The organism is Achromobacter sp. E1 (assembly GCF_037039475.1).
Taxonomy (GTDB): domain Bacteria; phylum Pseudomonadota; class Gammaproteobacteria; order Burkholderiales; family Burkholderiaceae_B; genus Achromobacter; species Achromobacter mucicolens.
Genome location: NZ_CP146253.1, coordinates 3,399,307 through 3,419,504, shown reverse-complemented (window position 1 = coordinate 3,419,504; position 20,198 = coordinate 3,399,307). Strand labels below are relative to the sequence as shown.

Sequence of the window (20,198 nt, the reverse complement as noted above, 5' to 3'; positions counted from 1 at the left end):
CCAATGAAAACAAGCCGCCCGGTACGGGGCGGCTTGCCGATGCAAGCGGGCCGCGCCGGCTTCAGCGCAGCGACCGGTAGGTGTCCTGCCGCTGCGGATGCGTCAGGATCACCTGCCAAAGCTGGCCCTCGCGCGACCGGAAAAAGCCCGCGCAACACATCAGGTAGTACTTCCACATCCGGTAGAACCGGGTGCCGTAGCGCGATTCCAGCGTCGGCCAGGCGCGCTCGAAGCGTTCCCACCATGCCATCAGCGTGCGGTCGTAGTCGGCGCCGAAGTTGTGCCAGTCTTCGATGATGAAGCGGCCCTCGACGGCGGTGGCGACCTCGCGCGCCGACGGCAGCTTGCCGTTGGGGAACACGTAACGGTCGATCCACGGATCGGTGCTCTGACTTGTCGCGGCGATGCCGATCGTGTGCAGCAGGAAAATGCCTTCCGGTGCCATCAGCCGCTGCACGTTGGTGAAGTAGGTGTCGTAGTTCTTGGGGCCGACGTGCTCGAACATGCCGACCGAGACGACCTTGTCGAAGCGGCCCTGCAGGTCGCGGTAGTCCTGCAGCAGCAGCTCGACCGGCAGGCCTTTTACCCGTTCCTGCGCCAGCGCGAGTTGCTCCTTGGACACCGTCACGCCCGTGACTTTCACCCCATAGCGTTCGGCCGCGAACTTGGCCAGCCCGCCCCAGCCGCAGCCGATGTCCAGCAAGGTCTCGCCTTCCTTCAGCTGCAGCTTGCGGCAGATCATGTCCAGCTTGGCGACTTGCGCCTCCTCCAGCGTCTGGGCGTGTTCCCAATAGGCGCAGGAGTAAATCATCCGGCTGTCGAGCATGGCCTCGAACACGTCGTTGCCCGCATCGTAGTGCTGCTCGCCGACCTCGAATGCGCGGTGCTTGGATTGCAGGTTGAACAGCTTGTGGCGCAGGTGCTCGGCGATCAGTTTGATGCGGGCCACGCCCAGCGCCGCGGATCCCATGTCGGCGCGCAGCAGCCGGGTGAAAAGTTCGTCCAGTTGCTCGCAGTCCCATTCGCCGTCCATGTACGACTCGCCCAGCCCCAACGACCAGCTGGCGAACACCCGATCGTACATGTGCTTGTCGTGCACCTGCATGTCCCAGGGGCGCGACCCATTGATCTGCACGTCGGCGCGGGCCATCAGGTCCTGCAGGATCTTGGGGGGGGCGGGGGGAGGGGAGACGACGCCGCCGGTTTGAGCGGCGGGCTGTTCGGTCAGCGGGGGGACGGGACTGCTTTGCTGCATACGGACTCCATATCAATTTTGGGAAGACTGATCTGGCAATGCCTGAAGCTTTTTACTGTGCGCCTTGAAAGGTGTGCAACTCCAATTTAATGAATGCATCGCGCCGATAGCTATCGGCAATGTCGGACGGGCGCCAGGCGGCAGCGGTGACTTGGAGATGCAGGGATCGTAGCCACGAAGTGCGCGATAGTCCAGAGCCGGCCGCACCGGCCTTTCATAACCGATAAGATAGCGGCCAAAGCGGCGCCGCCGTGCCGGCCGCGCGCAACCCGTGGAGCGTACCGAAAGTGCAAGCCAGCCTGGAACCCCGTTTGGAATTCGTCACCTGCGCCAGCCCGGCGGGTCTGCACCGCATGGCCTATTGGGAGTGGGGCGATCCCGCCAATGACCGGGTGCTGCTCTGCGTGCACGGCCTGACCCGCAGCGGGCGCGACTTCGATGTGCTGGCGCGCCGGCTGGCCGGCCACTACCGGGTGGTCTGCCCCGACGTCGTGGGGCGCGGCCGCTCGGATTGGCTGGTCAATCCTGCGTTCTACACGGTGCCGCAGTACGTGTCCGACATGGTGACGCTGATCGCGCGCCTGCGCCCGGCCAGCCTGTCGTGGGTCGGCACGTCCATGGGCGGGTTGGTCGGCATGGCGCTGTCGGGCGCCGCCGCGTTCGCCAAGGCCATGGCCGCGATGCGCCCGCATGCCGGGATGTTGCCGCCTGCCCAGGGACTGCGTCTGGACAAAATGGTGCTCAACGATGTGGGGCCGCGCCTGGAGAACGGCGCCCTGTCGCGCATCGGCCAGTACGTGGGCGCGCCCGGTGAATTCGCCACGTTCGAAGAGGCCGTGGCGACCATGCGCGCCAATTCGGAAACCTTCGGTCCGCACACCGATGCGCAGTGGGCGGAGCTGGCCAAATACCTGTATCCGGAACAGGGCGGCAAGTGGGTCAAGCACTACGACCTGGCGATTGCCCAGGCTTTGGGGGCCCAGACGCCCGAGGAACTGGCGGCGGGCGAACAGATCCTGTGGCGATCGTATGACGCGCTCGATTGCCCGGTCCTGATCGTGCGTGGCGAGCTGTCCGACCTGCTGACGCCCGCCACTGTTGAAGAAATGTGCAAGCGCAATCCGCGTGCCCGGGCGCTTGAAGTGCCCGGTGTGGGCCATGCCCCCACGCTCATCGTGGACGACCAGGTCAATCCGGTGGCGGACTTCCTCTTGGCCTGAACGGGCGGGCGGCATTGTGGGGACAGGCTGGCGCTAGGCGCGCCGCCGGGCCTTCTCTACAATAGCCCCATGAAATCGCCCACGCTGAACATCGACCTGCACTGCCATTCCACCGTCTCGGACGGCGCGCTCGCGCCCCGCGACGTGGCGCAGCGCGCGTTCGCCAATGGCGTCGACGTCTGGGCGCTGACCGACCACGACGAAGTGGGCGGCATCGCCGAAGCCTCGGCGGCGGCCCAGGAACTGGGCATGCGGTTTGCCACCGGCGTCGAGATCTCGGTCACCTGGGCCGGCCTTACGGTGCACATCGTCGGCCTGCGGTTCGATCCCAACAATGCGGATTTGATCGAAGGCCTGCGCAAGACCCGCTCGGGACGCGCCGCCCGCGCCAAGCGCATCGGCGACCGTCTGGCGGACATGGGCATGCCCGGCGCGTATGAAGGCGCGCTGCCGTTTGCCGGCAATCCCGAACTGATCAGCCGCACGCACTTTGCGCGCTATCTGGTGCAGGCCGGCTATTGCCCGGATGTGCAGACCGTGTTCAACAAGCACCTGGGCGACGACTGCCCCGGTCACGTGCCCATGCAGTGGGCCACGCTGGCCGACGCGGTGGCCTGGATCCGCGGCGCGGGCGGTCAGGCCGTCATTGCGCATCCGGGGCGCTACAAGTACACCCCGCTGCAGTTCGCCGCGCTGTTCGACGAATTCCTGCAACTGGGTGGCGTGGGCATCGAGGTCAACACGGGCAGCCATACCGTGGAAGAAGCGCGGCAGTACGCCGAGGTGGCGCGCCGCTACGGCTTCCTGGCCTCGCGCGGCTCGGACTTTCACAGTCCCAAGGAAAGCCGGATGGATCTGGGCCAACTGCCGCCGCTGCCTCCCGACCTGAAGCCGGTCTGGCACGACTGGTTCTGACGCGGGCGGCCCGCGCCGCCCATTTTCACAAGCTTCGACCGTGATCGCGCCATCGCGATGCAACCGCCATGAACAAAGCCTTTGTTAAAGAGTCCGACCACGAGGACGACGACGACCTGCCGCAGGCCCAGGCGCTGCCAGCCGGCACCAAGAACTACATGACGCCCGAGGGCTACGAACGCCTGCGCGGCGAGCTGACGCAGCTCATGAACGTGGAGCGACCGGCCGTCGTGCAGGTCGTGTCGTGGGCCGCGTCCAACGGCGACCGTTCGGAAAACGGCGACTACCTCTACGGCAAGAAGCGTCTGCGCGAGATCGACCGGCGCATGCGCTTTCTGACCAAGCGGCTGGACATTGCCGAGGTCGTGGACCCCAAGGCCCAACCCAACCGCGATCAGGCTTTCTTCGGTGCCACCGTCGTCTATGTCGACAAGGCGGGCGAAGAGCACACCGTCACCATCGTGGGCGTGGATGAAGCCGAACCCCTGGCCGGCAAGATCAGCTGGATCTCGCCGGTGGCCCGCGCGCTCATCAAGGCGCGTGAAGGCGACACGGTCGTGCTGCGCACACCGGCCGGCATCGATGAGCTGGATATTCTGGAAGTCAGCTACCCGGAATAGGGCGGGTGTCTGACACCGATCATCCCCGGTGTCAGACACCCGGGTGAGACGGTCTCAAGTTGGCGCGAATGCGTCCGGGTGTCAGACACCTAGGCTGCGTCAAGTCTGTCCGGGTGTTTTACGCCTTTCGCCATATCAAGCCGGCCCAGGTGTCTGACACCCTGAAGCGATGGTCTCGAATCTGCACGAGTGCCTGTTGGGTGTCAGACACCCAACAGAACATTGGTGTCTGACACCCCAAAAAAATAACGGGCGCCGGTTTGTGGCCGGCGCCCGTCTGGTGGGCGGGATTCTAGCGTCCCTGCCTCGGTTGGCGGCTTGCGCCGCCGGTTCCCCTGGGGCTTGCTGCGAAACTTTCGCGGGTTACTTCTTGCGCTCGGCGATCGACTTTTCGGCCTTGTTGACCAGATCCTCGCCGATCTGCTTCTTCCACTTTACGTAGACGGGCTTGGTGGCCTTCACGAAGGCGTCGTGGTCGGCTGGCGACAAGGTGGTCACGGTGACGCCGTGGCCGGCGATTTCCTTGAGGAGCGACGGGTCTTCGGGCGTTACGCCCTTGCGCGCGATCACTATCTGCTGCTTGCCGGCGTCCAGCGCGGCCTGGCGCACGATGTCGCGGTCCTTTTCCGACCAGGAATTCCAGACTTCGCGGTTGACCACGAAGATCAGCGGATCGGCCACGTAGTTCCAGAGTGTCAGGTACTTCTGGCCCACGGTGTAGAGCTTGGAGCCGGTGTAGATCGACAGCGGGTTCTCCTGCCCGTCGACCGCGCCGCTGGCCAGCGCAGGCTGCGCATCGGCCCAGCTCATCTGCGTGGGGTTGGCGCCCAGCGCGGTGAAGGTGTCGATGTACAGCGGCGACCCCACCACGCGCAGCTTCATGCCCTTCATGTCCTCGGGCCGCTTGATTTCGCGCTTGGAGTTGCTGACCTGGCGGTAGCCGTTCTCGCCCCAGGCAAGCGGCACCACGCCTGCCTTTTCGATGAGCTTGAACATGTCCTTGCCCACGTCGCCCTGCACCAGCGCGTCGATGGCGGCGTAGTCGGGCATCAGGAAGGGCAGCGAGAACAGGTTCAGCTGCTTGACCTGCGGCGACCAGTTGATGGTCGACCCGACGGCCATGTCGATCACGCCCTGGCGGATGGCGGTGAACTCGCGGGTCTGGTCGCCCTGGACCAGCGAGGTGCCGGGGTAGACCTTGATGTTGATGCGGCCATCGGTGCGCTCGCGCACCAGGTTCGACCAGATCTCGGCGCCCTGGCCCCACGGGAAGGTGGTGCCCACGACGATGGAGAGCTTGTACTCGGGCTTGTAGTTCTGCGCATGCGCGGGCGCCATGCCCACCACGGCCGCCGCGCACAGCGCCGCGCCGATCAGGTTGCGGAATTTCATGTTGCGTCTCCTCTCTATGCGAGTCTTTCTGTTGTTGTCATCCACGGCCGGGCACCCAGTCGGGCCGGCCCCGTCCAGCCTCTCTCAATAACCCAGCTTGCGCGGCAGCCACAGCGCCAGTTCGGGAAACACCAGCACCGCGACCAGCACCAGGAACATCGCGCCCAGCAGCCACACCACCCAGCGCACGGTCGACTCCATCGGCACGCGCGCGATGCGGCACGACACCATCAGGTTCACGGCCAGCGGCGGGGTGAACTGGCCCAGCGCCACCTTCAAGGTCAGGATCACGCCGAACCACACCGGATCCCAGCCGTAGGCATTGGCGATCGGCATGAGCAGCGGCACGAAGATCAGGAAGATCGAGATGCCGTCCAGGAACATGCCCACGGTCATCAGCAGCAGGATCAGCAGCGCCAGCACGCCCCATTCGCCCAGGCCCGAATTGACGATGGCGTGGGTGATCGGGTCGATCACGCTGAGCGTGGACAGCGCCCACGCAAAGATCCCGGCCAGCGTCACCACCAGCATGATCACGGCGGACAGCTCGGCGGCTTCGCGCAGGATCGTGTACAGGTCCCGGAACTTGATGGTGCGATGGATGAAGCCGCCCACGAAGAGGCCATAGAACACGGCAACGACCGCCGCCTCGGTGGGCGTGAACCACCCCAACCGCATGCCGCCCAGGATCAGCACCGGCGCGGCCAGGCCCCAGGACGCCTCGCGCAGGCTCTTCCAGAAGGGCGGGCGGGGCAAGTGCGCTTCCAGCGCGCCCATCTTGTATTTACGCGACAGCCACACGGCTGGAACGATCAGCGCGAAACCGGCCAGGATGCCAGGGATCATGCCGGCGGCAAACAGCGCGGGCACCGAGGCGCCCGGCACCAGCACGGAGTAGATGATGAAGGCCACGGAGGGCGGGATCAGGATGTCGGTGGCTGCGCCGGCGGCCACCACGGATGCCGAGAACGACCCCGGATAGCCCGCGCGCGACATCGCGGTGATCATCACCGCGCCCACGGCCGCGGCGCAGGCCGGCCCCGACCCCGAAATGCCGCCCAGGAACATCGCCACCGCGATCGACACCAGCGGCAGCATGCCGGGACCGCGTCCGACGATGGCGATCGCAAAGTCCACCAGCCGCTTGGCCACGCCGGACCGGTCAAAGATCGACCCCACCAGCACGAACATCGGAATCGCCAGTAGCGGGTACTTGGCCAGGCCGGCGTAGAAATTCTGCGGAACGGTCAGAAGGCCGTACCACGGCGTGTCCAGGTTGGTCAGCACGATCGCGACCGTGCCGCCGATGCCCAGCGCCACGCCGACCGGCACGCCGATCACCATCAGGACGATGAAAACCGTAAAGAGGATGACGGCGATCATCGCTGGGCATCCTGAACCGGGGCGCGCGCCAGTCGGCGCAGGGTGCCCAGGGTGCGCAGCGAAATGGCCGCGGCCATGACCGGCAGCCAGATCGAATACCACCACGTCGGCACGCCGATGGCCGGTGACGTTTCCTCGTAGATGAATTCGTCGTACACCAGCTTCACCGACAGCACGGTCAGCAAGACGAAGAACGCCAGCACGCAGCTGTTCGCAATCAGCGCCATGATGCGCTGGCGGCGCGGCGAACCCGAGTCCGCCAGGATTTCGATCCGGATGTGATGGTTGCGCACGAAGGCCACACTGCCGCCCGCCATCGTCAGCACGATCAGCAGGAACACGGAAATTTCTTCCGTCCACGCAAACGACTGATCGGTGAAATAGCGCACCAGCACATTCAGGAAAGTGATGATGGCCAGGGTCGCCAGCAGGATCACGGCCAGCCAGTCCTCGACGGCCAGCGGCACCTTCACGGCGGGATCTGCTTCTACGGGGATGATCGGTTCTACAGGCTCGGCGGGGGCGTCGGGGCGGGACATGTGAGGCAACGGCCAGCGGGCGTGGGGCGCCGCTTTTCTTGTTGGATGGGGTCGCTGCATCCTACCGTCGCACCGCGAGCGAGGGTGTTCGTGTTTTCCCGCAATGCGGGGCGGCCGCAACATGCTGCATTGCGCAAAGCGTCAGCCGACGGACAGGGCCCGCGAGGGGAAAACCGCCATTGCCCCTAGCGGTGGCGGACCGATATTGCTGTGCACCATCCACGCCAGACACCACGCGGAATTCTTTTGTAACAATGGCCGGATGAGGGCGGCAAAACCCCCATTGAACTTCGGCTCCGGGAAAACCCCTTAAACGGGTAAAATCCCTGCTTTGCACCCCTCTTTATACGGCGCCCGCATCGTGTCCCTAGTTCAGCATCTGCCTGGTTCCTCCGTCCTGTCCTCCTTTCGACGTGATCGCCTTCTGGCGCAATTGAAGGAAGCCGGCCTGCCGGTGGCCGACATATCCGCCCGCTACGAGCACTTCGTCAGCACCGACGCCGCCCTGACGGCCGAACAGCAGCAGCAACTCACCCAACTGCTGGACTACGGCACGCCCAGCACCGCCGACGCGCCCGCCAAGAGCGTGTCCCTGCTGGTGATCCCACGCCTGGGCACGATTTCCCCCTGGGCCAGCAAGGCCACCGACATCGCTCACAACTGCGGGCTGTCGTCGGTGCATCGCATCGAACGCGGCGTGCGCTACGTCATCACGCCCGAACGCGGCCTGCTCGGCGCCAAGTCGCTCGACGAAGCCATGCTGGCGCGCGCGGCCGACTGCCTGCACGATCGCATGACCGAAACCGTGGTGGACGCCAGCTTCGACGGCCAGGCGTTGTTCCAGCCGCTGGCGGGCAAGCCCATGCGCACGGTCGACGTCCAGACGCGCGGCGCCGATGCCCTGGTCGAAGCCAACACCACGCTGGGCCTGGCCCTGTCCGACGACGAGATCGAATACCTGGCCAAGTCCTTCACCGACCTGGGCCGCGATCCCACCGACGTCGAACTGATGATGTTCGCGCAGGCCAACAGCGAACACTGCCGCCACAAGATCTTCAACGCCGAATGGGTCATCGATGGCCAGTCGCAGCCCAACACGCTGTTTGGCATGATCCGCGCCACGCACAAGGCGCAGCCGCAAGGCACCGTTGTCGCTTACTCGGACAACGCCGCCATCATGGAAGGCGGCCCCGCGCAGCGCTTCCAGGCCGGCGTGCCGGGGCTGGCGGGCGAGGGCGCCGCCAGCGCCAAGTACATTCGCCGCGACACCACCGTGCACACGCTCATGAAGGTGGAAACCCACAACCACCCGACCGCGATCGCGCCATTCCCCGGCGCCTCCACCGGCAACGGCGGTGAAATCCGCGACGAAGGCGCGACCGGCCGCGGCTCCAAGCCCAAGGCGGGCCTCACGGGCTTCACCGTGTCGCACCTGCGCTTTGACGACGCGCTGCAACCCTGGGAAGCCGACCACCACGGCCTGCCCGATCGCATCGCCTCGCCGCTGTCCATCATGATCGACGGCCCCATCGGGGGCGCGGCGTTCAACAACGAATTCGGCCGTCCCAACCTGCTGGGTTACTTCCGTTCGTTCGAGCAGACCGCCGGCGGCACGCGCTGGGGCTATCACAAGCCCATCATGATCGCGGGCGGCCTGGGCAGCATCGACGCCGGCCTCACGCACAAGGAAGTCATTCCTCCCGGCGCGCTGCTGATTCAATTGGGCGGCCCGGGTTTCCGCATCGGCATGGGCGGCGGCGCCGCCTCCAGCATCAGCATGGGCAGCAACTCGGCTGAGCTGGACTTCGACTCCGTCCAGCGCGGCAACCCCGAAATCGAACGCCGCGCGCAGGAGGTCATCGACCGCTGCTGGCAGCAGGCCGAAAACAACCCCATCATCGCGATCCACGACGTGGGCGCGGGCGGCCTGTCCAACGCATTCCCCGAGCTGGTCAACGACGCCGGCCGCGGCGCGATCTTCGATCTGAAGCGCGTGCCCCTCGAAGAATCGGGCCTGTCGCCCGCCGAAATCTGGAGCAACGAATCGCAGGAACGCTACGTTCTGTCGATCCTGCCCCAGGACCTGGAACGCTTTGACGCCATCGCCCGCCGCGAACGCTGCCCGTACGCGGTGGTGGGCGTGGCCACCGAAGAGCGCCAGCTGCGCGTGGTGGACGGCGAGGGCCTGCCCGGCCTGGACACGATCCGTCCGCAAGGCGACGCCGAAGTGCGCCCCGTGGACGTGCCCATCGACGTCATCCTGGGCAAGCCGCCGCGCATGACGCGCGACGTCACCCGCCTGCCCGGCGTGTCCGAGCCGCTGGACCTGGCCGGCATCGACCTGACCGAAGCCGCCTACCGCGTGCTGCGCCACCCCACGGTGGCCAACAAGTCGTTCCTCATCACCATTGGCGACCGCACCGTCGGCGGCCTCTCCAGCCGCGACCAGATGGTCGGTCCGTGGCAGGTGCCGGTGGCCGACTGCGCCGTCACGCTGGCCGACTACGAAGGTTTCCGCGGCGAAGCCATGTCGATGGGCGAGCGCACCCCCATCGCCATGCTGGACGCCCCGGCCTCGGGGCGCATGGCCGTTGCCGAAGCCCTGACCAACCTGGCCGCCGCCGACGTGGCGCGCCTTGAAGACATCAAGCTGTCGGCCAACTGGATGGCCGCTTGCGGCGTGGCCGGGCAAGACGCCGCGCTGTACGACACCGTGTCCGCCGTCAGCGAACTGTGCCAGGCCACCGGCCTGTCCATTCCGGTCGGCAAGGACTCCCTGTCCATGAAGACCTCCTGGGAACAGGACGGCGAGCAGCGCCAGGTCGTCGCGCCGGTGTCCTTGATCATTACCGCGTTTGCGCCGGTCGCCGATGTGCGCGCCAGCCTGACGCCGCAGCTGCGCACCGACGCGGGCGACAGCGTCCTGATCCTGATCGACCTGGGCCGCGGCCGCCATCGCATGGGCGGCTCGATCCTGGCGCAGACGTATAACCAGGTCGGCCAGACCGTGCCGGACATCGATTCGCCGCAAGACCTGCGCGCGTTCTTTGTCACCATCCGCACGCTGGCCGAAGCCGGCACCATCCTGTCCTACCACGACCGCTCCGACGGCGGCCTGTTCGCCACGCTGGTCGAAATGGCCTTCGCCGGCCGCACGGGCATCTCGGTGAACCTGGACATGCTGACCTTCGATCCGCAATCGGCGGATTGGGGCGACTACAAGATCCGTCCGGAACAGGTCGCCGTGCAGCGCGACGAACTGACCCTGAAGGCCCTGTTCTCGGAAGAAGCGGGCGCCGTCATCCAGGTGCCGGCCTCGCAACGCGACGCCGTGATGCAGGTGCTGCGCGGCGCGGGCCTGTCGGCGCACTCGCACGTCATCGGCGGCCTGAATGCCGCCGACGAGGTTGAGTTCTACCGCGACGGCCGCAAGGTCTGGGGCCAGCCGCGCGCCGACCTCGGCCGCGCCTGGTCCGAAGTCTCGCACCGCATCATGGCGCGCCGCGACAACCCCGCGTGCGCCCAGGCGGAACTGGACGTCTGGAACGACACCAAGGATCCGGGCATGAGCCCGAACGTGGCCTTCGACCCGCAAGAGAACGTGGCCGCGCCGTTCATCAACACCGGCAAGCGTCCGCGCGTGGCCATCCTGCGCGAGCAAGGCTGCAACAGCCAGGTCGAAATGGCCTGGGCCTTCGACACCTCGGGCTTCGAGGCCATCGACGTCCACATGACCGACCTGCTGTCCGGCCGGCTGGACCTGGCGGAAATGCAGGGGCTGGTCGCGGTGGGCGGCTTCAGCTACGGCGACGTGCTGGGCGCCGGCGAAGGCTGGGCGCGCACCATCCGCTTCAACAGCAAGCTGTCGGACCAGTTCGCCGCGTACTTTGCGCGTCCCGACACCTTTGCGCTGGGCGTGTGCAACGGCTGCCAGATGATGGCTGCGCTGGCGCCGATGATCCCGGGCGCCGAGCACTGGCCGCGCTTCACGCGCAACCAGTCCGAAAAGTACGAAGCCCGCCTGTCGATGGTGGAAGTGGCCAAGTCGCCGTCCATCTTCTTTGCCGGCATGGAAGGCGCCCGCGTCCCGGTCGCCGTGGCCCACGGCGAAGGCTTTGCCGACTTCTCCCAGCAGGGCGACGCCGGCCGCGTGCTGGCCGCCGCCCGTTTCATCGACAACTACGGCCAAGCCACCGAAGCCTATCCGTTCAACCCGAACGGCAGCCCCGGCGGCCTGACCTCGGTGACCACTGCCGACGGCCGTTTCACGGTCATGATGCCGCACCCGGAACGCGTGACCCGCAACGTCATGATGTCGTGGGCGCCCGAGAAGTGGGGCACCGCCGATTCGGGCGGCGCGTTCAGCCCGTGGATGCGCATCTTCCGCAACGCGCGCGCCTGGCTGAAGTAAGCGTCCGGGGGGTGAACCCCCGAACCGTAGCCACAGAAACCGCCGCGGCACGTCCGCGGCGGTTTTGCGTTGCGCGCTTGCTTAAGGCCCGGGTCCGGGCGCCGCCCGCATGTAACCCAATGAGATATTTAACTTTTCATTGCATTGCGCCGTTAAGGGGAGAGCGTTACGCAACCCCCGGAGTGGCTTTCAATGTTCAAGAATTTAAGTATCCGCGCAATCCTGACGACCGCCCTGGCCGTCTTCTTTGCCCTTTTTCTGGTGACCGGCATCGCGGTCTATCACCAACTGACGTCCAACCGCACCTCGATCGAGGTGATGCTGGACACCAACCTGGTCCGCGCCAATTCGCTGGACGACGCAGCATCGGACCTGCTGCGCGCCCGCGTGGTGCTGCTGGCCGCGCACAGCGCGCTGCTGGAAGGCAAGAGCCTGGACACCGCCGCCAGCAACATGCAGCGCATGGACAGCTATGTCGCCAAGGCCACCAGCCAGATCGAGAGCGCGCGCAAGCTGCCCGAAACCTCGCCGCAGGGCAAGCCGCTGTTCGAGGCTGCGCTGGCCGCCTACGACGTCTACGTGCGCGAAGCCATCTTCCCCCTGATCGCCGCGATCCGGGCCGGCGACGCCAAGGAGGCCGGCCGCATCAACCAGGAGAAGGTGAGCCCGCTGGGCACCAAGTTCACCCAGGCCAACCAGCAGTACGTGGACTTTGCCGACGAAATCGGCCAGCGCGTGGCCCACGATTCGGCCGCGCGCATCAATACCGCCATCGTCTTCCTGATCTGTCTGCTGGTCGTCGTGGCGGCGCTGGTCGTGGGGCTGTATGTGGTCTTCGGCCGGGCGGTCTTCCGTCCGCTGCATGAAGCCGGACGCCTGTTCGACCGCATCGCCAGCGGCGACCTGACCAACCGCATCGAGCAGCGCGGCAACAACGAAATCGGCGTGCTGTACGCCGCCGTCAAGCGCATGCAGGACAGCCTGGCCCGCACCGTGTCGGCCGTGCGCCTGGGGGTTGAAGAGATCCACACCGGCTCGCGCGAAATTGCCGCGGGCAACATCGACCTGTCCTCGCGCACCGAGCAGCAGGCTGCGTCGCTGGAAGAAACGGCCGCCAGCATGGACGAACTGTCCTCCACCGTGAAGAACAACGCCGACAGCTCGCGCAGCGCGGCACAACTGGCGATGGCCGCGTCCGAAGTGGCCACGCGCGGCGGCCAGGCCGTGGGCGACGTGGTGGGCACGATGCGCGGCATTGCCGACAGCTCGCACCGCATCTCCGATATCGTCGGCGTGATCGACGGCATTGCGTTCCAGACCAACATCCTGGCGCTGAACGCCGCGGTGGAAGCCGCCCGCGCGGGCGAGCAGGGCAAGGGTTTTGCCGTGGTCGCAAGCGAAGTGCGCGCGCTGGCGCAGCGCAGCGCGGCGGCCGCCAAGGAGATCAAGGGCCTGATCGACGATTCCGTGCAGAAGGTGTCGGTGGGCTCTGATCAGGTGGAGGCCGCCGGCGCCACCATGCAGGAGATCGTCACGTCGGTGCGCCGCGTGGCGGACATCATCAACGAGATCTCCAGCGCTTCCGAGGAACAGTCGCAGGGCATCGAGCAGGTGAACCAGGCCGTGTCGCAGATGGACAGCGTGACGCAGCAGAACGCCGCGCTGGTCGAAGAGGCGGCGGCTTCGGCGGCATCGCTGGAAACGCAGGCCCAGCGCCTGCGCGAAGCCGTGGCGGTGTTCAAGCTGCAATCCGGCCGGGTGATCGAGGCCGATGCGCCGGCGCTGGACAGCCGCGGCGGCGAGCCGGCGCTCATCGGCGCCTGATCCCGCCCTGCAGCGTTAAGCGCCAACAAAAAGCCGGCCTTAAAGGCCGGCTTGCAAGCTCCCTGCAAAGACCCCGCCGCGCAACGCGCCGGGGTCTTTTGTTTGGCGCTTATTGGTCGAGCTGGATCTTGGCGTCGTTGGCGACGTTCTTCCACTTCTTCACGTCGCTGGCGATCACTTGCTGGAAGGCGTCCGACGAACCGGCCACCACGGTCCCGCCCAGGCTGGCCATCTTGGCCTTCACTTCGGGCGTGTTCAGCGCCTTGACCGAGGCGTCGTGCAGCTTCGTCTTCACGGCTTCCGGCAGGTTCTTCGGGGCCAGCAGGCCGTTCCACGCATTCGCTTCGTAGCGCGCCAGGCCGGCTTCCTTGAATGTCGGCGTGTCGGGCAGTTCCGGCGAACGCGCGTCGGCGGCGATGGCGATCGGGCGGATCTGGCCGCTCTTGATGTAGGGCAGCGAGGCCGGCACGGGTTCCCAGATCATCGACACCTGGCCGCTGATCACGTCGGTGAAGGCGGGACCGGCGCCGCGGTAGGCGATGTGCATCAGATGCGCGCCCGTCATCGACTTCATCAGTTCCATCGCCAGGTTGCCCAGGCCGCCCGCGCCGGACGAGGCGTAGGTGTACTTGTCCGGATTGGCCTTCGATTGCGCGATCAGCGCGTTCAGGTCGGCCGCCGGGAAGTCCTTGGTGACGCTCAGCACGCCGGGCACGGTGACCAGTTGCGTGATGGCCGTGAAATCCTGCGACGCATCGTAGGTCAGGTTCTTGTAGACGGCCGGGTTGGTGCCGTGGGTGCTGGAGGAAGCCAGGAGGATCGTGTAGCCGTCGGGCGCGGCGTCGGCGACGTAGCGCGTGCCGATGGAGCCGCCCGCGCCGGCCTTGTTCTCGACCACCACCGTCACGCCCAGCTCGGTGCCCAGTTGCGCGGCAAAGACGCGGCCGATGATGTCGGCGGTGCCGCCCGGGGCGAACGGCACGATCATGCGGATGGGCTTGCTCGGGTAGTCGGACTGCTGGGCCGACGCGCCGGCTGCCAGCGTGGCTCCGGTCAGGAGCGCCAGGGCAATGGTGGTTTTCTTCAAGGTCATCGGTGTCTCCACGAGAAGGTTAGTCGAGGCTGCGGTCGAGCCAATCGACGATCAATCCGGCAATGTGGTCGCTGTTGCGATCCAGCATGCAGAAGTGCGAGTTGCCGGCAATGCCGGCAGCGGGCAGGTCCAGCACGTCGGCGCGTTGGCCGGCCGCGCGCAGGGCGTTCCAGTAGGCGTCCGTCTGGGCGCGGTAGCGCTGCCAGGTGTCGTCCGCGTTGAAGTGATCGCCCCAGATCAATAGCTGCGGGGGCAATTGGCAGCTGGCCTGGGCCGGGGTGCCGGTTGGCTCGACCGCCACGACGGCGCGCACGGTCGCCGCGTATTCCTGGGCCAGTTGCGTGGCAAAGCCGCCGCCCTGGCTGTGGCCGATCACGATGCAAGGGCCCGCCAGGTCCAGCAGCGCGCGGTACGCGTCCAGCGCCATGTCGCCATGTGTCAGCCAGCGCGGCACGAACTGCTTGGAAAAGGTGTCGAACGCGTCGACGGGAAATTGCTGTTCGGGATACGCCTGCCGCGGCTCGCCCGCGCGCGCATAGCCCGAGGCCGGGCCAATGCGAAACAGCCGCCATGCTTCTTCCTTCGAGCGGAAGATCGGGGCCGAGTCGTAGATCTCGGGAAACATCGCCCAGGAAGCGCGGCCGCGTTCCGGCGCGTCGGACACGAAGACGTCGTAACCGGCCTGCAGCAGCCGCCACAGCCAGCCATCGCGCCCGTCCGGCGTGCTTTCCCACTGCGCGCCCGTCATGCCGCCGCCGTGCCACAGCAGCACGGGGTAGGGGCGGGTCGGTTGGGCCAGCCGGTACTCCTGCACATACAGTTGACCGACGCTGTAGCCGCCATTCATGTCGATCAGCCGGGGCGACGCGTTGCCGACCACTTTTTGCTGCTGCATCGGCAGTCCGCCGGCCACCACTTCGGCGCCGCCAACGTAATGGCTGCGGATGGACTTGAGCAGGACGGGGGAGTCGGGCATAGGGTTTTCCAGGAGTGGTCGAAGGGATGTTAGTTGCAAGGTGTTTCTGTCTTGTGCAAAATGCGCAAGCGTTGTGCCGGATCGGCACAGCTGCTGAGCCGCTGTAAAACACACGCCCAGCCCCGGGCAGACATGGGGCGGGCAGGGGATGGAGGAGGACACATGGACATCAAATGGCTCGAGGACTTCGTCGCGTTGTCTAAGTCACGCAACCTGTTTCAGGCCGCCGAGTCGCGCAACGTGACGCACCCGGCCTTTGGGCGCCGCATCAAGGCGCTGGAGGAATGGGCGGGCGTGCCGCTCATCGAGCGCGGCCACCAGGTGTCCACGCTGAACGCCGCCGGCCGCAGCGTGCTGGCCGCCGCCATCGACGTGCTGGACATCCTGCAAGAGACGCGCGAGGCGCTGCAAAAGCCGGAGCAGGAACGCGCCCGCAAGATCACGATTGCGTCCGGCAAGACGCTGGCGCATTCCGTCCTGCCCGGGCTGATGGCGGGCGTGCAGCGCAGCCTGCCGGCCTTTCAACTGAAGGTGATCACGACAACGCTGAATTACGGCGTGGACATGCTGGAGGACGGCGAGGTCGATTTCCTGCTGTGCCATGCCCACGAACCGCTGTACGCCAAGATCGACAATCCCAATTACCGCTGCCGCCGTGTGGGCGCGGACAAGCTGGTGGCGGTCAGCGCGCCGGTCGCGCCGGGCGGCCGCCATCCCCGCCATGCCGTGCCCAAGCTGGCCTCGGACCCGCCCGTGCCGTTTCTGGCCTACGCCGACAGCATGTCGCTGGGGCGCATCCTGCACGACAAGCTGCGCGGCCTGTGCGAGGTGCCGCTCTTGCAGACCACGTACGAGTCCGACCTGGCCGACGCCTTGCACGCGATGGCGCGCCAGGGCTTCGGCCTGGCCTGGCTGCCGCACACGCTGGTCGAACCCGACCTGCGTAACGGCAGCCTCGTGCGGGCCGACGGCGCCCGCAACGACATCCACATGGAAATCCGCCTGTACCAGTCGGTCGGCAACGCCAAACCCCTGGCCCGCGAGGTCTGGAGCCGGATCGAGGCCTACGCAGCCAAATAGTCCCGGCCGCCGTCGCGGGCCGTCCTTGTGCCCAGGTGTCTGACACCCCGGAAAGCTACCTGGCAACTGCCGGCGCCCCCCCACGGGGTGTCTGACACCGTCATAAAAATGCCACCCCCGCCCAAACATCCCTGCCGCTCGGGCATAAAATAGCGGTTTGCCCCTTTTCCGCACACAGGAAGCCAGCGCCATGAACGCACGCATCCCCGAAGACGCATTGCCGCCCACCCTTGATCCCAAAGCCCTTCAGGACTTTGTGGACGACAAGTGGGACAACGAGATCATCCCCGCGCTGACCGATTACATCGCCATTCCCGCCAAGAGCCCGGCCTTCGATGCCGACTGGGAAAAGAACGCGTTCATCGAGCGTGTGGTGCGCGACGCGGCGCAGTGGGTCGAAGCGCAGAAGGTTTCCGGCCTGAAGCTGGAAGTGGTGCGCCTGCCGGGCCGCACGCCCGTCATCTTCTTTGACGCGCCCGCCACCCGCAGCGACAACGGCGACACCGTGCTGCTCTACGGCCACCTGGACAAGCAACCCGAGTTCTCGGGCTGGCGCGCCGGCCTCGGGCCGTGGACGCCCAAATACGAAGACGGCAAACTTTACGGCCGCGGCGGCGCCGACGACGGCTACGCGGTGTACGCGTCGCTCACCGCCATCATGGCGCTGGACAAGCAAGGCATTCCGCGTCCGCGCTGCGTGGGCATCGTCGAAACCTGTGAAGAATCGGGCAGCTATGACCTCTTGCCGTACGTGGACGCGCTGCGCGACCGCCTGGGCAACGTGGCGCTGGTGGTGTGCCTGGACTCGGGCGCGGGCAATTACGATCAGCTCTGGATGACCACGTCGCTGCGCGGCATGGTGTCCGGCACGCTGGAAGTCCAGGTCCTGGACGAAGGCGTCCATTCGGGCGACTCCAGCGGCGTCGTGCCGTCCTCGTTCCGCATCCTGCGCCATCTGCTGGACCGCCTCGAAGACAGCGGCACCGGCCGCCTGCTGCCGCAAAGCCTGCACTGCGAAATTCCCGCCGAACGCATCGAACAGGTTTCTGCCACTGCCCGCATCCTGGGCGACGAAGTGTGGCGCCGTTTCCCCTGGAGCTGCGGCGCTGACGGCGGCTTCGTGCTGCCCATGACCACCGAACCCGAGCAGGCGCTGCTGAACCGCACCTGGCGTCCCACGCTGTCGGTCACGGGCGCGGAAGGCTTGCCGCCGCTGTCCAGCGCCGGCAACGTGCTGCGTCCGCGCACCGCGTTCAAGCTGTCGCTGCGCCTGCCGCCGCTGGTCGACGCCGTGGCCGCCTCGCAGGAAATCAAGGAACTGCTCGAAGCCGATGCGCCCTACAACGCCAAGGTGATCTTCAAGGCCAACGAAGGCGCCGCCACCGGCTGGAACGCGCCCGCCACGGTGCCCTGGCTGACGCAGGCGCTGGACGCGGCCTCGCAGCAGTACTACGGCGCACCTTGCGGCTATATCGGGCAGGGCGGCACCATTCCGCTGATGAGCATCCTGCAAAAGGGGTTCCCGCAGGCGCAATTCATGGTCTGCGGCGTGCTGGGTCCCAAGTCCAACGCGCACGGTCCCAACGAATTCCTGCACGTGCCGTACGGCAAGAAGCTGACGGCCGCCGTGGCCCAGACCATGGCCGCCATGCCGGCCGCCTGATACACACGCGTGCCATGCAGAGCGCGGGGCCCGGGGCCTTGCGCTCTTTCTTTTTCCAGGACTGATTCCATGATTTCCACTTCCGACGCCTACGCCAACGTGGTCGCAGAAACCCGCCATTGGCTGAACCAGGCCGTGATCGGCCTGAACCTCTGTCCCTTCGCCAAGGCGGTGCAGGTCAAGGACCAGATCCGCTTTGCCGTCAGCGACGCCACCGACGCCGAGGGCGTGCTGACCGATCTGCAGGACGAACTGGCGCTGCTGGCCGACACCGATCCCGACAAGATCGACACGACGCTGCTGATCCTTCCCGATGCGCTGGACGACTTCCTGGAGTTCAACGAATTCGAAGACCTGTCGGACCGTCTGCTCAAGCGCATGCGTCTGGTGGGAGAGCTGCAGGTCGCCACTTTCCACCCGCAGTTCCAATTCGCCGACACGCAGCCGGACGATATCGAGAACTACACCAACCGCTCGCCGTATCCCATCCTGCACCTGCTGCGCGAAGACAGCATCGACCGCGCCGTCGAATCGTTCCCGGACGCCGCCGAGATCTACGAAAAGAACATCGACACGATGAACAAGCTGGGTCTGGAAGGCTGGAAGAAATTGATGACCAAGCCCTGACCGGCGGGCCTTGGCGCCAACGCTTGCGGGATATCCCTAGATAGCCCGTCGGTTGTATTGCATACAACATACGATCATTGTGACCGTCGCCGTTCGGCGGCGGCCTGTACGTCCTTCCCCTTTTCATTGTCTTGCCTCGCGGCCCTTGTCGGCCGCGCGTTGGCCTTTGCCTTTGTCTGGAGAGCCGTATGCGATTCACCCGCCGTCATGCCCTGGGCGCGCTTGCCGCCTTGCCGTTGATCTCGCGCCCGGCCTGGGCCCAGCAGAACGCCTTTCCGACGCGGCCCGTGCGCCTCTTGGTAGGCTTTGCGCCCGGCGGGTTGACCGACATCGCCGCGCGCGCGCTGGCCGATCGCATGGGCAAGACGCTCAAGCAGAACGTCGTCGTCGAGAACCGGCCGGGCGGGCAGGCCATCATTGCCACCGTCGCGGTGGCGCGTGCCGAGCCGGACGGCTACACGCTGGGCTTTGCCGGCACCAACGGCATGATCCTGAACCCCTTGCTGTACAACAACCTGCCGTACCAGCCGTCGGACTTCAAGCAGCTTGGATCCATGGGCAAGTCGCCCATGCTGCTGATCGTGCATCCCGACCTTGGCGTGAACACCGTGCAGGAATTCATTGCCCTGGCCAAGAAAAAGCCCGACGACATCACGTGCGCGCACGCGGGCCGGGGTGTCATCAACCACCTCGCGCTGCTGCATTTCCAGTCCAAGACCGGCACGCAGTTCCAGGACGTGCCCTACAAGGGCAGCGGCCCGGCGCTGCTGGATCTGATGGCCGGCACCGTGCAAAGTACGTTCGACTTCCCGACCTCGGCGCTGCCCAACATCAAATCCGGCAAGCTTAAGGTCCTGGCCGTGACCGCGGACAAGCGGCTGTCCAGTCTGCCCGATGTCCCGACCATGAAGGAAGCGGGCGTGGACGACTTCGAGCTCTACACCCGCATGATGATCTCGGGCCCCGCCGCAATGCCTGCCGACGTGGTGAAAACGCTGGAACACGCCGTGCGCGAAGGCACGCGCGACCCCAGCCTGATCCAGCAGTTTGCCGAGCAGGGCGTGGCCGTGGAGTTCACGTCATCCGCCGACCTGGACAAGGTCATCGCCGACGAATCGGCGATGTGGGCGCAGGTCATCAGGGCCAACGGCGTGCCCAAGACCGATCTGAAGGCATGAGGCCGCGACTGCCATGGAGACG

General features: G+C 66.3%; 15 protein-coding genes. 9 read left to right on the top strand and 6 right to left on the bottom strand.

Annotation, left to right across the window (positions count from 1 at the left end; all coding sequences use genetic code 11):
- Positions 1-61: 61 nt before the first annotated feature.
- Positions 62-1,255 carry a cyclopropane fatty acyl phospholipid synthase gene (gene cfa, locus V6V88_RS15755; protein ID WP_338615575.1) on the bottom strand — a complete coding sequence of 398 codons (1,194 nt, stop codon included), beginning with the start codon at positions 1,253-1,255 and terminating at the stop codon, positions 62-64.
- 353 nt (positions 1,256-1,608) lie between these two features.
- Between cfa and V6V88_RS15750 the strand changes: the two genes are divergently transcribed.
- From V6V88_RS15750 to greB, 3 genes are all read left to right on the top strand, one after another.
- Entirely contained in the window at positions 1,609-2,475 is an 867-nt protein-coding gene (locus tag V6V88_RS15750; RefSeq protein WP_280000962.1) for an alpha/beta hydrolase, read from the top strand.
- A 69-nt stretch (positions 2,476-2,544) separates the two neighbouring features.
- Positions 2,545-3,390, top strand: a complete 846-nt coding sequence (locus tag V6V88_RS15745; RefSeq protein ID WP_279211662.1) for a 3',5'-nucleoside bisphosphate phosphatase — start codon at positions 2,545-2,547, stop codon at positions 3,388-3,390.
- 68 nt (positions 3,391-3,458) lie between these two features.
- Entirely contained in the window at positions 3,459-4,010 is a 552-nt protein-coding gene (gene greB, locus V6V88_RS15740) for a transcription elongation factor GreB (protein ID WP_056319052.1), read from the top strand.
- A 363-nt stretch (positions 4,011-4,373) separates the two neighbouring features.
- On the opposite strand, the gene V6V88_RS15735 is transcribed toward greB, so the two are convergent.
- The 3 genes from V6V88_RS15735 to V6V88_RS15725 form a co-directional block, all read right to left on the bottom strand.
- Entirely contained in the window at positions 4,374-5,402 is a 1,029-nt protein-coding gene (locus V6V88_RS15735; protein WP_280000585.1) for a DctP family TRAP transporter solute-binding subunit, read from the bottom strand.
- An 84-nt stretch (positions 5,403-5,486) separates the two neighbouring features.
- Positions 5,487-6,785 carry a TRAP transporter large permease gene (locus V6V88_RS15730; protein WP_313693460.1) on the bottom strand — a complete coding sequence of 433 codons (1,299 nt, stop codon included), beginning with the start codon at positions 6,783-6,785 and terminating at the stop codon, positions 5,487-5,489.
- Entirely contained in the window at positions 6,782-7,324 is a 543-nt protein-coding gene (locus V6V88_RS15725; protein ID WP_152384706.1) for a TRAP transporter small permease, read from the bottom strand. Before V6V88_RS15725 ends, V6V88_RS15730 begins: the two co-directional genes overlap by 4 nt.
- A gap of 361 nt (positions 7,325-7,685) precedes the next feature.
- Here V6V88_RS15725 and purL point away from each other — a divergent pair, with 361 nt between their 5' ends.
- Together purL and V6V88_RS15715 are read left to right on the top strand one after the other, a co-directional pair.
- A complete protein-coding gene (purL, locus tag V6V88_RS15720; RefSeq protein WP_062841089.1) occupies positions 7,686-11,735 on the top strand; it encodes a phosphoribosylformylglycinamidine synthase in 4,050 nt (1,349 codons plus the stop codon).
- Between the two features lie 192 nt (positions 11,736-11,927).
- Positions 11,928-13,559, top strand: coding sequence for a methyl-accepting chemotaxis protein (locus V6V88_RS15715; protein WP_338615572.1), 1,632 nt, complete (start codon positions 11,928-11,930; stop codon positions 13,557-13,559).
- 109 nt (positions 13,560-13,668) lie between these two features.
- On the opposite strand, the gene V6V88_RS15710 is transcribed toward V6V88_RS15715, so the two are convergent.
- A complete protein-coding gene (locus tag V6V88_RS15710; RefSeq protein ID WP_056319064.1) occupies positions 13,669-14,652 on the bottom strand; it encodes a tripartite tricarboxylate transporter substrate binding protein BugE in 984 nt (327 codons plus the stop codon).
- Between the two features lie 19 nt (positions 14,653-14,671).
- A complete protein-coding gene (locus tag V6V88_RS15705; protein WP_056319067.1) occupies positions 14,672-15,628 on the bottom strand; it encodes an alpha/beta fold hydrolase in 957 nt (318 codons plus the stop codon).
- 162 nt (positions 15,629-15,790) lie between these two features.
- On the opposite strand from V6V88_RS15705, the gene V6V88_RS15700 reads away from it, so the two are divergent.
- The 4 genes from V6V88_RS15700 (at position 15,791) to V6V88_RS15685 (ending at position 20,176) form a co-directional block, all read left to right on the top strand.
- Positions 15,791-16,708: a LysR substrate-binding domain-containing protein gene (locus tag V6V88_RS15700; RefSeq protein WP_062841086.1), complete on the top strand. Its 918-nt coding sequence runs from the start codon at positions 15,791-15,793 to the stop codon at positions 16,706-16,708.
- A gap of 190 nt (positions 16,709-16,898) precedes the next feature.
- Positions 16,899-18,371, top strand: a complete 1,473-nt coding sequence (locus V6V88_RS15695; RefSeq protein WP_062841085.1) for a M20 family metallopeptidase — start codon at positions 16,899-16,901, stop codon at positions 18,369-18,371.
- 69 nt (positions 18,372-18,440) lie between these two features.
- A complete protein-coding gene (locus V6V88_RS15690; protein WP_056319076.1) occupies positions 18,441-18,998 on the top strand; it encodes a DUF1415 domain-containing protein in 558 nt (185 codons plus the stop codon).
- A 188-nt stretch (positions 18,999-19,186) separates the two neighbouring features.
- Complete coding sequence (locus V6V88_RS15685; RefSeq protein WP_223575921.1) at positions 19,187-20,176, top strand: tripartite tricarboxylate transporter substrate binding protein; 990 nt, start codon at positions 19,187-19,189, stop codon at positions 20,174-20,176.
- Positions 20,177-20,198: the final 22 nt, after the last annotated feature.